Below are 13,697 nucleotides of genomic sequence, written 5' to 3'. Positions count from 1 at the left end.
ATGACAGATAAACGTTTAGATACGTCTCGTACTATCATTGCCCCTCACGGCACCCAACTCAACGCTAAATCATGGCAAACCGAAGCGCCATTACGCATGTTGATGAACAATCTACACCCTGATGTTGCCGAGCATCCACATGCATTGGTTGTTTATGGCGGCATTGGTCGCGCGGCGCGTGATTGGGAATGTTACGACAAAATAGTCGAAGTACTAAAACGTTTAGAGGATGATGAAACACTCCTTGTACAATCAGGTAAACCAGTTGGCGTATTCAAGACCCACAGTAATGCACCGCGTGTACTGATTGCTAACTCAAACCTAGTCCCGCATTGGGCAAACTGGGAACACTTCAACAAGCTCGATAAAGCAGGCTTGATGATGTACGGGCAAATGACCGCAGGTTCTTGGATTTATATTGGTTCACAAGGTATTGTGCAAGGTACGTACGAAACATTTGTAGCCATGGCTAAACAACATTTTAACGGCCAAGCACAAGGTCGCTGGGTATTAACAGGTGGTTTAGGTGGCATGGGTGGCGCACAACCGCTTGCAGCTACGATGGCTGGTTTCTCCATGATTGCCGTTGAATGTGATGAATCACGTATTGATTACCGCTTGCGTACCGGTTATGTCGATAAAAAAGCAACAAGTCTTGATGAAGCATTAGCGCTACTTGATGAAGCAATCAAAAACAAGCAACCAACTTCGATTGGCCTACTTGGTAATGCCGCCGATATTTTCCCTGAATTAGTGAAACGTGGTGTCGTACCAGATTGTACTACCGACCAAACATCAGCCCATGATCCACTTAATGGCTATTTACCTCAAGGTTGGACGATGGCACATGCCGCGTCAATGCGTAAAGAAGATGAAGCGGTTGTCGTTAAAGCCGCGAAACAATCAATGGCGGTACAAGTACAAGCCATGTTAGAACTGCAAAAAGCAGGTTCAGCAACGGTAGATTATGGTAATAACATTCGTCAAATGGCACTGGAAGAAGGCGTTGATAATGCGTTTGATTTCCCCGGGTTTGTGCCCGCCTATATTCGCCCACTTTTCTGTGAAGGCATAGGTCCTTTCCGCTGGGTTGCATTGTCTGGCGATCCAGAAGATATCTACAAAACAGATCAAAAAGTAAAAGAGTTGATCCCAGATAATCCACAGCTACACAACTGGTTAGACATGGCACGCGAACGCATTCAATTCCAAGGCCTGCCAGCACGTATTTGTTGGGTTGGCTTAAAAGACCGTCAACGTCTTGGTTTGGCCTTTAACGAAATGGTTAAAAATGGCGAACTTAAAGCGCCAATTGTAATTGGCCGAGATCACCTTGATTCCGGTTCTGTTGCGAGTCCTAATCGCGAAACCGAAGGCATGATGGATGGTTCTGATGCCGTTTCGGATTGGCCACTATTAAACGCTCTGCTCAATACAGCAAGTGGTGCTACTTGGGTATCACTGCATCATGGCGGCGGCGTTGGCATGGGCTTCTCTCAACATTCAGGCATGGTGATACTTTGTGACGGCACCGATGATGCCCATGAACGTATTAGTCGTGTATTACATAACGATCCAGCCACTGGTGTCATGCGCCATGCCGATGCGGGTTATGATCTTGCCAAAACCTGCGCGAAAGAACAAAACTTAGACCTACCGATGCTTAAATAATTGGTATAAATAATTTTGGAGAAAAACATGTACCAACTAACAATTAAGCCTGGACAACTTACCCTGGCACAACTTCGTCAAATCAGTCGTGCCCCTGTGCAGGTTTCGCTCGACCCTCGCTGTTACGATGATATCCATGCCAGCACAGAAATTGTAAATAACGTCATTGCCGAAAACCGGGTTGCTTACGGTATTAATACCGGATTTGGCCTGCTTGCTAACACCCGTATCGCGCCAGAAGATCTCGAAACATTACAGCGTAGTATCGTGCTATCTCATGCAGCAGGTATCGGAGAGTTCATGAATGATGAAACCGTACGGTTGATGATGGTTCTTAAAATTAACAGTCTCGCGCGTGGTTTTTCTGGCATTCGTTTATCGGTTATTGAAGCGTTAATACAACTAGTTAATGCCGAAGTTTACCCGTGCGTACCGAAAAAAGGTTCAGTGGGGGCATCGGGTGACCTCGCCCCCCTTGCCCACATGAGTACAGTATTACTGGGTGAAGGTGAAGCGCGCCATCAAGGTAACGTCATTTCTGGAGAAGAAGCATTAACGATTGCAGGCATGCAGAAGATCACGTTAGCGCCGAAAGAAGGGTTAGCCTTGTTAAACGGCACGCAAGCATCTACTGCGTTTGGCCTTGAAGGATTATTTGCTGCCGAAGATCTGTTTGCTTCAGCAACCTTATGTGGCGCAATGACAGTGGAAGCTGCGCTTGGTAGCCGTCGCCCGTTTGATCCACGCGTTCACCGAGTCCGTGGTCATCGGTCACAAATGGACTCAGCAACTATGTATCGTCACATACTTGAATTTAGCAGTGAAATTGGTAATTCTCACACGGCATGTGAAAAAGTCCAAGACCCTTACTCACTCCGTTGTCAGCCACAAGTAATGGGCGCATGTTTACAGCAGATCCGTAATTCAGCTGAAATTTTCGAAATCGAAGCCAATTCAGTGTCAGATAATCCGTTAGTGTTTGCCGATGATGGCGACATTATCTCGGCGGGTAACTTCCACGCTGAACCCATTGCGATGGCCAGTGATAATCTTGCGCTTGCGCTTGCTGAGATAGGCAGTTTATCGGAACGTCGCATGGCACTATTAATTGACAGCAGCTTAAGTAAATTACCGCCATTCCTCGTAGATAATGGCGGCGTTAACTCTGGCTTTATGATCGCACAGGTAACTGCAGCGGCGTTAGCCAGTGAGAACAAGTCATTAGCCCATCCAGCATCGGTTGATAGCTTACCAACCTCAGCCAACCAAGAAGATCATGTATCTATGGCGACCTTTGCTGGGCGCCGTTTAAAAGACATGGCTGAAAATACCCGTGGTATCTTAGCGGTTGAGCTGCTGTCTGCGGCACAAGGACTTGATTTCAGAGCGCCGCTAAAATCATCCCCATTAATTGAACAGGCTAAAGCAGAATTACGTGAACGTGTCTATTTCTACGACAAAGACCGCTACTTTGCACCCGATATTGCCAAAGCGAATCAACTGCTCCTAGAAGCGGCCCACAACAAGCTTGTTGCAAGAGACATGCTGCCTAGTTTCTAACAACTTAAATAAGATAAAAGCCTTAAATCCATGATTTTATACAAACATAATCAAATTTAAGGCTTTGCTATATCATTGAGCTGTCGGTCGTGGAACTTAGATAGTAATAAAACTGAGACTATCGCCCCTAATAATGCAAGCCCCATATCAGATTGGGTATCCCAGATATAGCCTTGTGTACCTAAAAATGCTTCAGCATTCTCTCCTGTCATTAACGCCACCCACCATTCGATAAGTTCATAGAAGGCACTAAACGCGAGACTCACCGAGATAATAAACAGTACCCGCCAACGATCACCATTAACCACGTTCTTTCGTATCAATAATTCTCTGGCAATTAATGCAGGTACAAAACCTTGGAAGAAATGCCCAACTTTATCGTAATTATTCCTTTCTGCACCAAATAAACCATCAAAAAAAGGGACTTCGGCATACGTGTAATGACCACCTATCATCAAGACAATACAATGCGCCAAAATGAAACCATACAGTAGTGAAGTCAGTCTAAAACTATTGTAGGTTGACGCTAAAATAACAGCGCCGATTATTGCAGGCACAACTTCAAGGAACCAAGTAAACTGATCTTTTGGATCAATACCAGACCAAATAAGTACGACTGCAAAAGTTAAAACCCAAAAATATTTAATAACGCTACACTCCTAAAATAATATGTATGTCGCTGAGTATATTAATGTAAACACCATGTTACAAGTAGAGTAAGATCAAAAAATAACCACACTCTAAACAACGATTAACACAAAATATTACCAACGAGGTACCAATGGCCCTAAGTCACTGACAGTAATAACTTTAAAATATCGAAAAAACAAACGTATTGGTTAAATATATCGCAAAACATAATCGGCAGGAATGTTGAACTGGAATATTAATAAAATACTGGTAATATACCGCCCCTCACCCCTTAGTGAGAATTTTATGCAAGTAAATGCATGCCAGACTGGCGAAGATGTACCCGTAAAAACGACTACCTCAGAGCGTCGCAAAAGCGACAAATTGGTTCCAGCATTAACGATTGGCTTCATTAGCTTATTCTTATTAGCTGCGATCATCGACCTCCCTCGTTTCACAACCTTAATTCAAGACTTATTTTCAGCTGCTGCTGGACAATTTGGTTACTTTTGGCAATGGCTAATGGTAGCAAACTTTGCAGTTGCATTATGCATCGCAGCAACCCGATACGGTAAAACGCGTATGGGCATGAAAACCAAACCCGAAATAGGCACCTTCCGCTGGTTAGCAATGATCATGTGTACGCTTTTAGCAGGTGGTGGTGTTTTCTGGTCTGCAGCAGAACCGATTTATCATTTCATTACGCCATCAGCAAGTTATCCTGACATTACAGGGTCAACTGTTGAAGCCGTTGTTCCAGCACTAAGCCAAAGCTTCTTGCATTGGGGGTTCCTTGCGTGGTCAGTGCTTGGCACACTCGCAACGATTGTATTGATGTATGCACATCACCATCATGGTATTAAGCTGCGCCCACGTGCGTTACTTTTCCCTATCGTTGGTAATCGTCTAGAAAACCATTGGTTTGGTGCAGTGATTGACGCATGTTCAATTATTGCCGTCGCTGCAGGTACAATTGGTCCAATTGGTTTCTTAGCATCGCAAATGGGTTATAGCCTTGAAGTGCTAACAGGCCTTAAAAATGACATGAACTCTCAGCTGATGATATTAGCAGTGGTTGTGTTGATTTGTGCACTATCAGCCGCATCTGGCATGGACAAAGGTTTACAGTGGCTTAGTCGCTTAAACGTCATTGGCGCATTTGCATTACTGCTCGCGATTCTGATTTTAGGCCCAACACAATTCATCTTTGAACAGTTTGGCCGTGCATTCGCAACTTACTTGCAAGACATGCCAACCATGAGCCTGACTAACGACAATCCAGGTTGGAATGTTTGGTGGACTTGGTTTTTCTGGGGCTGGTTCATTGGTTTTGCACCTATGATGGCGATTTTTATTGCGCGTATTTCAGAAGGTCGTAGTATTCGTGAGTTAGTATTGGCTGTTGCCGTTGGCGCTCCGATTGCAACAAACTTCTGGTTCTCGGTATTGGGTGGTACAGGTATCTTCCTCGAGTTACAAACGCCAGGTATTATTTCAGGCCCATTAAATGAAGCAGGCTTGCCCGCGGTATTGTTAGCATCATTACAGCAATTACCATTAAGCGAAATCTTGCTACCTGCATTCTTGGTACTAACAACAACGTTTGTGGTTACCACAGGTGATTCAATGGCTTATTCTATTGCGATGGTTGTATCAGGCGACAATGAACCCGACCGTAAGCAGCGCATATTCTGGGCTGTTATCATGGGTTGTGTTGCTGCAGCGTTATTACTCGCGGGTGACGGTGGTTTAAATGCACTACAATCATTCATTGTGATTACTGCTGTACCAGTATCATTGCTTATTGCCGCAACCTTGTTAACAGGGCCAATGGCTGCAATTAAGATGACTAAAGCACAAGATGCGCTACTTGCAGAAAAAGCACTAGCAAAAGCATAATAAACAAAACAGCCTGACATTAATAAGCAATATTAGCTTAATATTATCAGGCTGTTTTATTCCTCATCTCGAATAACATTTCTTATCAACTCCACCGTCAGTCCAGCATTTTTATAATCAATCGGTATTTCCACGCAACGTCCTTCTTTGTCAATAAACAGAGACGGAAAACTCGTCCCCCCTATAGAACGAGCAAAGGCAATTTCAGTTAATAAATCTTGATGAAGTTGCTGAGATACAAACACAGTTTCAAATTTATCCGAGTCTAGACCAAGCTGCTTCGCTAATTCAACCAAAACTGTATTATCACTGGGATTTTTGGCATTAAGATAATAAGCAACTTGTATCGCATCAAGCATCGCCTGCTCTGCACCTTGAGAACGTGCAGCAAGAATTGCTCTACATGCCGGATAAGTGGAACGTCGAGGTGTATTTTCAGTCCAAAATTCATAATTAAATGCAGTGCCAAGATAATTTTCAATCTTCTTCCAGTAAGATGCAATTTGCGCCTGCATCATTTCAGGCATTGGCTCATTACTATCAGGTGCCAATCCACCCAATAGATAGATAATGTCTACATCATCAGCAACAACCTGCTTAATTTCATTCCATATCGGTTTATACCCCCAGCACCACGAGCACATTGGATCATAAACATAATAAAGCTTTGGTTTTACTGATGGCATTTGACAGTTTCCTTAATCATTACGCTCAGAACGATTTTCAGCAACAATATCAGAGTCTTTCTGCGCGTAAAAATCGACTCTGAATTCTGTATCATCCGTCATAAACTCAACCTTATGCCAATACTCAGGCGGTGAGATAGCCGATTCATCTTGTTCAATCACAATCTCTTGCTCTATCGCACCTCGTCTTTCGGTAAAACCATAAAATTTCAACGAGCCACTAATAACCTTAATTTTTCCGTAAACACCTGCGCGGGTATTGTGTAAGTGTAGGAACATTTTAGGGATATTATTCGGCGTAAAGACAGGCGTTGACTTGTAGTTCACAAAATCAGTGGGGATTGTCGGCATAAGCACACTCACTTGTAGTAAAGATAATGATTAATAGGTATAAAATATACGCCCATTATCCATGAGCGCAAGTAAGATCTCCCAGCGGTTAGATCTTAAACGTTAAGTGAGGCTCCGCGCGTTTGGATCACATCCCTATACCAGAAAAAACTTTCTTTACGGGTTCGCTCTAAAGTACCACGGCCATCGTCACGACGGTCAACATAAATAAAGCCATAGCGTTTATCCATTTCAGCGGTTGAGTTGGCCACTAAATCAATCGGCCCCCAACTGGTGAACCCCAGAAGTTCAACACCATCTAAGATCGCCTCCCTTGCCTGTACTAAGTGATCGTTCAAATATTGAATACGATAATCATCAATGATCTCGCCATCCGCAGTAACTTCATCACGGGCCCCTAAGCCATTTTCAACGATAAACAAAGGCTTTTGGTATCTGTCATACAAGAAATTCAATAATACCCGTAAACCTTTCGGGTCGATTAACCAACCCCACTGACTTTTCTCTAAATAAGGATTCGGTACACTATCAATAATGTTACCGACTTCTTTTTGCTTGGGGTCAGCACTGGCACAGCCACTGGCATAATAACTAAACGAGATAAAATCGACACTCGCTTCAGCCAGCGTTTCTAAATCCCCCTCCTCCATTCTGACTTCAATATTATGGTCTCTGAAATAACGCAATATATAACCAGGGTATCTACCACGGGTCTGCACATCACCAAAGAATAACCATTTGTTATTCTCGTGTACCGCAGCCATAACATCATCGGGATTACAGGTATAAGGATAATTAAGCGCACCCAACAACATATTACCAATTTGGGCATCTGGGATTATTTGTTTACACAAGGTCACCGCTTTGGCACTGGCAAGGAGTTGATGATGAATTGCTTGATAAATGGCTTGCTCATCAGCGGCTTCGGGTAAACCGACACCGGTATACGGTGCATGTAACGACATGTTAATTTCATTAAAAGTCAGCCACAATTTCACTTTATTTTGGTAACGCTCAAACACGGTTATTGCATAACGTTCAAAAAAACCAATCAGTTTTCGATCTGCCCAACCACCATAATGCTCAACTAATCCCACAGGCATTTCATAATGCGATAACGTCACAAAAGGTTTAATATCATGCTTGGCTAATTCATCAAAAATACAGTCATAATAAGCAAGACCCGCTTCATTAGGCTGACTTTCATCGCCATGAGGAAAAATACGCGTCCATGCAATTGATAACCTTAAACAGGTAAACCCCATCTCTTTGAATAGCTGAATATCTTCCGGATAACGGTTATAAAAATCGATAGCAAGATCTTTAATACCCGCGGTTTTATCTGCACGTTCTTGGTGTTGACTTAAAATCCCTTTAGGCAATAAGTCCGCAGTCGATAAACCTTTACCGTCTTGATTAAACGCACCTTCGGTCTGATTTGCCGCAATCGCGCCGCCCCATAAGAAATCTTGTGGAAATAAATTCATTTGTCCCTCAACTCATAAAACGATCCATGTTGAATGCGATGATAAACTATAATAAATAATGACTAGTTGAACACGTTCACACTTTTAAAATTGAATTTAGCTCAATAATCGATACTTTAAATATCGTAATCGCATTCAGCATATGTGAGACGGCAATTCTAGGCACTTTATCCATAGTCCAAGGTGTCGTTTGATTTTGTTCAAAATAAGCACTTGTTAATACCATTTGCTGGTACTTATCTGTTCTATCAACGATTTCAACAGCCACACCTACTACATGAGTATTAGAGTATTTCCATGTGGGAACCGTTTGAGGTTTTCGAGCACATGGTCCTACATCATTCGGAGACATGTAATAACTCTTACCATGAAACACTAGAGTAAGCTCGACTCCTTCCCTATCGCAGGTTTGCGTTTTCAACTTTTTAGCTAATGCGTGTCGATTACTAACATGCCCAATTAAATAACGCTCATCAACACTTAAATGAAAAGGGATATGGCTAATATGCGGTGTATTGGTAGCGTCGGTAAATACCATCGTCGCCAATGGCTGGTTCTTAATGACCGCAAACGACTGAGTCATACCTTTTGCGACATCCTTATCATGCTTAGTTTGAGACATAAGAAAACACCTCTTTACACTGACCTGTTTTTAATAAGTTCGCTTTTACTTGCGGCCACTCGTTGTTAATAATGCTAAACAAGGCAGTGTTTCTGTAACTACCATCTTCTGCACAACGATTCTTTCTTAAAATACCTTCAAACTGACCACCGATACGTGCAATCGCACGACGTGATTGTAAGTTGTTCTCATGAGTACAAATTTCAACACGAGTAAAATCTAATGTTTCAAAAACATATTCAAGCAACAGATATTTAGCATGGGAGTTAACATGGCTGCGTTGAAACTCAGGAGAGATAAAGGTATGTCCTATTTCCAAAGCGCGATCGACTTCATTTACGCGAAACAAACGCGTTGAACCCACTATTTTATTGCTCTGCTTGTTAATGATGACAAACGCAATTTGTGATCCGGTGTCCATTTCGTCAATCATGTAACTAATCCAAGTTCGTGTAATTTCGATATGTTCACAAGGGTTTGACTGCATATACCGCCAAACTTCAGCAAAGTTTCCCGCTTTACAAAAATCAGATAGATGAGCCATTGTTATCGGCTCTAATTTGATCAATTCACTTTCAAGGGTAATTCGTTTTAGCATAAGTTAGATTTCCTTATTCTTATTTTGAATACAGAATGTTGAATATTTTCTAATTATGCGTTTATTTGGTATAACTACTACAACCAGAATTAATAAAAATGGTAGACCAGTTTGAAATTACTTACCCTAACACTTGCCATCAATGCACACATAACAGCACAAACCAATGTCGAAACTGAACAAAAGATAACAGAACAAAAAAGAAAGCGCCGCGCAAAATATTTACTCATCGCCGATGCGTTAAAACAAGCAATTAAGCAGGGACAGGTCGTTCCAAATGAGGCACTTCCCTCAGCTCGTACATTAGCCACGCAGTTAAACGTTAACCGCCATACCATAATGGCCGCAGTTGCAGAATTAGTTGCCCAAGGTTGGATTGAAGCCAAAGAGCGTTCGGGATATCGGGTCGTAAATAAATTACCCATTCAAACAAGTAAGGTGATAGCGAACACCACAGTCAAGCATCAAACTTTTGAGTGGCAGTTTCGACATAAAAAGACCACAGCCATTGCCCCGACTAAGGGGGCCACTGCATATAAATACAACTTTTCAGGAGGCCAACCTGATAACCGCTTATTCCCATTTAATGAATTCAAACACTATTTTTCACAGCTTTGCCAGCACCCGAAATTTACCCGTTTAGGTTATGATAATAATGTCGGTGAAACGGATTTAGTCACCCAAATTTCAACCTATTTACGTCGTGCCAGGTCGATAATCGATAAAGAAATCATGATTTGTAATGGCTCTCAAGAAGGCCTGTACATGGTATCTAAACTGCTATTACAAGCAGGTGATAAAGTGGCAGTGGAACAGTTCGGTTATCCACCAGCATGGGCTGCCTTTAAAAGTTCTGGCGCTGAACTGATTGTCATAGAGCAAGACCATAAAGGCATCATCCCTGCACATTTAGCCACACAGCTTGAAAAAGGGCATATTAAACTCATTTATCTGACCCCATTACATCAATACCCTACTACGGTCACATTGGAGGCCAGTAGAAGAATGCAGATATATCAACTAGCCGCACAATACGGCGTCGCAATTGTTGAAGATGATTACGACCATGAGTTCCATTACGACTCTCAACCGATTGCCCCGATGGCAGCAGATGATCCTCTCGGCTTAGTTATCTACATTTCAACCTTCTCCAAATTAATGTTCGGTGGTGCCCGTATTGGCTACGTGGTAGCAAATAATGCATTAATCACGGAGTTAACGGCATACAAAACGTTAATGAACCATAAGAGTAATGTGTTAATGCAACAAGCGGTCGCGAAGTGGATGCAGCAAGGTGGTTTTGAAAGTCATTTAAGACGTATGACCCGCTGCTACCATAAACGCCGTGACTTTTTAGTTAACCTATTACGGGATTATCAACACCAAGGTCTGCCAATCACTTTTGATTGCCCTCCTGGCGGCATGGCACTGTGGGTGGATATGGGCGTATCAATTGCTGGTCTAAAGCAAACATTACTGACCAAGGATGTGTATTTACAGACCGAGGTTGACTTTAATTTGGTAACAGAGCATTTGATAACCAAACAAGACAAGGCCCAATATCGGTTTATTAGAGTGGGTTTTGCGTCTATGAATGAAGTCGAAATAACGCAGGGAATGAAAATTATCGTTCAAGAATTGTATGGTTAATTTACTCAATAATAGGTCGATTTAATACTTAACTCCTTTCGGTTTACTCTATGGGAGGCTAGCTGGAACTAACTTTCAAAAATAACCAGCAGCCGACAAAAGATGATCGAAGTCAATAATTTATGATAAAAAAACCAAAAGCCATGCCTCCAATTTTATTAGATTTCATCTACCAAAAGAATTATTCACTACTTCACGAATCCCACAAGCTATAATACCTATTCTAAATACCTTTTAGCCCAATATAATAATTTCACTAGTTAAAAAACCTAATTTATAAATCGAAACTATGCGGTTACACTATTGCTCAATAAACAACCACCCTGATAAACACCTAATTGAGTGTAGAGCAATATAGGTATACTCATTTCACGACAATCAGTTATAAAACACAGCTCGGGATGAGTAAGGGATCACATGTTTAAAAGTATACGGACGCGTATTGCCATTTGCGCAGGGTTAACAATGGTCTTTACCTTATTAATAGCGATGGGGATGACAACCAACGCTTTTACTAAAGTAAACCAAGAAATAACAGAAAAAGTAAAAGTACAACTAACCAATGCGACCACTTTGAACTTACGTTCGACCGCAGCTAATCAAGCTAAAACTATCGAGAATCAACTGTCCCCAGTTTTAGCAAACCTTACTCAAATACGCTCCATCATTGAGCTAAGCGCACAGACCCGAGCAGATGCTGAGACAATTGTTAAGCAGTTCACAGCCTCACTTGAAGTACAAGACAAAGCTGTTTTTGCTGGATATATGGTATGGGAAGAAAAAACGTGGCCACAAGAGTCAGAATCGAACGCGGCAAAAGCATTCAATACTAAAGGCTATTTAGCACCATTTTTTTCACCTAATTCAAATAACAGCTTTGATATTGTCGCAATGGATAGCTTTAACAATACAACTCTGAACGCAAATGGCGAACGAACCGATGATTGGCACTTAATCCCTTATGAAACTGGACAAACTTTCGTAATGGAACCCTATATGTATCCAGTTCGAGGCCAAAAGGAACTGATAACTACAATTAGCCAGCCATTAAAACTAAACGGTAAAATCATAGGTTCACTTGGCTTCGACCTCTCTTTGACAGAACTACAAGGCCAAAGTGAAAATCTCGCCAAAAAACTCTTTGATGGGAAAGGTAATATCATTATTTCTTCATGGAAAGGGGCTTTACTGGCTAATAGTAAAGATAACAGCCATGTAGGTAAAAAAGTACCTTCAGCATTGTCGTCGCAGTGGAAAAAGATTCAAGACTTAGCGACTCTGGATGATATTGGTATGATCACTATTGGTAATGATGAGTACGCGATCACCTCTATCGATACTAGTGGTGCGCCTTGGATTGTGATGGTATCGGTTCCAACCAACGAACTGACTCAAAGTGTGGCAACATTTGAGAACTGGAGTCATGAACAAAATTCAGAAGCACTCAATCAAGGTATTTTTGCAGGCGTAATCGCTGTTATTATTGGTATTGCTGCAATGAGCTTTATTGCAAACTCACTTGGTAAAGTACTGATTAATTTAGTCGAACGCTTTAAAGATGCAGCCCAAGGCGATGGCGACTTAACCTACCGTATAGAAGTAAAAGGTAAAGATGAAAGTGCACAACTGGCATACTGGTTTAATATCTTTTTAGAGCGTATGCAAGACATGTTACGTGCTGTAATGACAAGCGCAAACCAAGTTGAACAAGGGGCTGGCGCAGGCTTAAAAGGTGCAGCCAGTTCCAAAGAGCAACTCGATATTCAAGTCAATGAAGTTAATTCGTTAGCAACAGCAATTAATGAAATGAGTGTCACAGCTCAAGAAGTCGCTAACTCAGCTATGCAAGCAGCCACAGCAGCAAACCAAGTTCAAACAAATAGTATAAGCGGCATTGGTCGAATGGATACAGCTGTATCCTCTGTTGACAATTTAGCGGTTCAAATTAACAACGCTCAAAATCAAACTCAAAACTTGGTTGAATCGAGCACCTCAATCCAAGGGATACTCGGAGAAATTAGTAGTATTGCAGAACAAACGAATCTACTTGCTTTAAATGCAGCAATTGAAGCAGCACGCGCTGGTGAAGCTGGACGTGGGTTTGCGGTAGTTGCTGATGAAGTGCGTAACCTTGCAACCCGCACGCAAACTTCAACTAAAGAGATTGGTGCTATGCTGGCAAGGCTAGAACAAGAAACACAATCCATTGTGATATCAATGCAGCAGGGACAGCAGCAAGCTGTTGAGACTAAAAAAGAAACGCAATCTGCACAACAAGCGTTTGAGGAAATAAACCAAGCAATTGAAGTGATCAACGATATGAATAATCAGATCGCATCAGCGGCAGAAGAGCAAAGCTGCGTATCTGAAGAAATTAACCGCAATGTTGTACGTATTAACGATACCACAATGGAAGTAATGGAAGGTATGAGTGCTTCAGTCATAATTAGTAACGAGTTAACTGACAGTGCGACGAATTTACGTGGAGAATTAAGCCATTTCAAAATCTAGGGCTTAACTTAATCTAATTCACATCACAATTA

Annotated in this window: 11 protein-coding genes; 5 read left to right on the top strand and 6 right to left on the bottom strand. The window is 42.0% G+C overall.

The genetic code is table 11. From position 1 onward, the window contains the following. A complete protein-coding gene (hutU, locus tag HWV01_RS08205) occupies positions 1 to 1,671 on the top strand; it encodes a urocanate hydratase (RefSeq protein ID WP_211674912.1) in 1,671 nt (556 codons plus the stop codon). 27 nt (positions 1,672 to 1,698) lie between these two features. Further along, on the top strand, positions 1,699 to 3,231 hold the full coding sequence (hutH, locus tag HWV01_RS08200) for a histidine ammonia-lyase (protein ID WP_211674911.1): 1,533 nt from the start codon (positions 1,699 to 1,701) through the stop codon (positions 3,229 to 3,231). A 56-nt stretch (positions 3,232 to 3,287) separates the two neighbouring features. Here hutH and HWV01_RS08195 read toward each other — a convergent pair whose 3' ends face one another. Further along, positions 3,288 to 3,878 carry a DUF2238 domain-containing protein gene (locus HWV01_RS08195; RefSeq protein ID WP_211675743.1) on the bottom strand — a complete coding sequence of 197 codons (591 nt, stop codon included), beginning with the start codon at positions 3,876 to 3,878 and terminating at the stop codon, positions 3,288 to 3,290. Between the two features lie 289 nt (positions 3,879 to 4,167). On the opposite strand from HWV01_RS08195, the gene HWV01_RS08190 reads away from it, so the two are divergent. Beyond that, complete coding sequence (locus HWV01_RS08190) at positions 4,168 to 5,760, top strand: BCCT family transporter (RefSeq protein WP_211674910.1); 1,593 nt, start codon at positions 4,168 to 4,170, stop codon at positions 5,758 to 5,760. A 56-nt stretch (positions 5,761 to 5,816) separates the two neighbouring features. On the opposite strand, the gene HWV01_RS08185 is transcribed toward HWV01_RS08190, so the two are convergent. From HWV01_RS08185 to HWV01_RS08165, 5 genes are all read right to left on the bottom strand, one after another. Continuing rightward, positions 5,817 to 6,446, bottom strand: a complete 630-nt coding sequence (locus tag HWV01_RS08185) for a DsbA family protein (RefSeq protein ID WP_211674909.1) — start codon at positions 6,444 to 6,446, stop codon at positions 5,817 to 5,819. Between the two features lie 12 nt (positions 6,447 to 6,458). Then, positions 6,459 to 6,797 carry a DUF1971 domain-containing protein gene (locus HWV01_RS08180; protein WP_067042658.1) on the bottom strand — a complete coding sequence of 113 codons (339 nt, stop codon included), beginning with the start codon at positions 6,795 to 6,797 and terminating at the stop codon, positions 6,459 to 6,461. 95 nt (positions 6,798 to 6,892) lie between these two features. Then, positions 6,893 to 8,284, bottom strand: a complete 1,392-nt coding sequence (locus tag HWV01_RS08175) for a glycoside hydrolase family 1 protein (RefSeq protein ID WP_211674908.1) — start codon at positions 8,282 to 8,284, stop codon at positions 6,893 to 6,895. 76 nt (positions 8,285 to 8,360) lie between these two features. Then, positions 8,361 to 8,906 (bottom strand): FMN-binding negative transcriptional regulator, encoded by a 546-nt coding sequence (locus HWV01_RS08170; protein WP_211674907.1) that lies wholly within the window; start codon positions 8,904 to 8,906, stop codon positions 8,361 to 8,363. Beyond that, the gene (locus tag HWV01_RS08165) at positions 8,893 to 9,504 is read right to left on the bottom strand and encodes a GNAT family N-acetyltransferase (RefSeq protein WP_211674906.1); all 612 of its coding nucleotides are present in this window, start codon (positions 9,502 to 9,504) and stop codon (positions 8,893 to 8,895) included. Before HWV01_RS08165 ends, HWV01_RS08170 begins: the two co-directional genes overlap by 14 nt. A 111-nt stretch (positions 9,505 to 9,615) precedes the next feature. Here HWV01_RS08165 and HWV01_RS08160 point away from each other — a divergent pair, with 111 nt between their 5' ends. Then, positions 9,616 to 11,154 (top strand): PLP-dependent aminotransferase family protein, encoded by a 1,539-nt coding sequence (locus HWV01_RS08160; RefSeq protein ID WP_371816350.1) that lies wholly within the window; start codon positions 9,616 to 9,618, stop codon positions 11,152 to 11,154. Positions 11,155 to 11,571: 417 nt separating this feature from the next. Beyond that, positions 11,572 to 13,665, top strand: a complete 2,094-nt coding sequence (locus HWV01_RS08155) for a methyl-accepting chemotaxis protein (protein ID WP_211674905.1) — start codon at positions 11,572 to 11,574, stop codon at positions 13,663 to 13,665. Positions 13,666 to 13,697 lie beyond the last annotated feature (32 nt).

It is taken from the genome of Moritella sp. 5, assembly GCF_018219455.1.
Classification (GTDB): Bacteria; Pseudomonadota; Gammaproteobacteria; order Enterobacterales; family Moritellaceae; genus Moritella.
Note: the sequence above shows the minus strand (reverse complement) of the source record. Positions and strands in the feature narration are given on the sequence as shown.

What these genes read in the sequence shown, in the direction of transcription:
- hutU (WP_211674912.1), top strand. Translation starts at nt 1, where the DNA reads ATGACAGATAAACGTTTAGATACGTCTCGTACTATCATTGCCCCTCAC.
- hutH (WP_211674911.1), top strand. Translation starts at nt 1,699, where the DNA reads ATGTACCAACTAACAATTAAGCCTGGACAACTTACCCTGGCACAACTT.
- HWV01_RS08180 (WP_067042658.1), bottom strand. Translation starts at nt 6,797, where the DNA reads ATGCCGACAATCCCCACTGATTTTGTGAACTACAAGTCAACGCCTGTC.
- HWV01_RS08175 (WP_211674908.1), bottom strand. Translation starts at nt 8,284, where the DNA reads ATGAATTTATTTCCACAAGATTTCTTATGGGGCGGCGCGATTGCGGCA.
- HWV01_RS08165 (WP_211674906.1), bottom strand. Translation starts at nt 9,504, where the DNA reads ATGCTAAAACGAATTACCCTTGAAAGTGAATTGATCAAATTAGAGCCG.
- HWV01_RS08185 (WP_211674909.1), bottom strand. Translation starts at nt 6,446, where the DNA reads ATGCCATCAGTAAAACCAAAGCTTTATTATGTTTATGATCCAATGTGC.
- HWV01_RS08190 (WP_211674910.1), top strand. Translation starts at nt 4,168, where the DNA reads ATGCAAGTAAATGCATGCCAGACTGGCGAAGATGTACCCGTAAAAACG.
- HWV01_RS08155 (WP_211674905.1), top strand. Translation starts at nt 11,572, where the DNA reads ATGTTTAAAAGTATACGGACGCGTATTGCCATTTGCGCAGGGTTAACA.
- HWV01_RS08170 (WP_211674907.1), bottom strand. Translation starts at nt 8,906, where the DNA reads ATGTCTCAAACTAAGCATGATAAGGATGTCGCAAAAGGTATGACTCAG.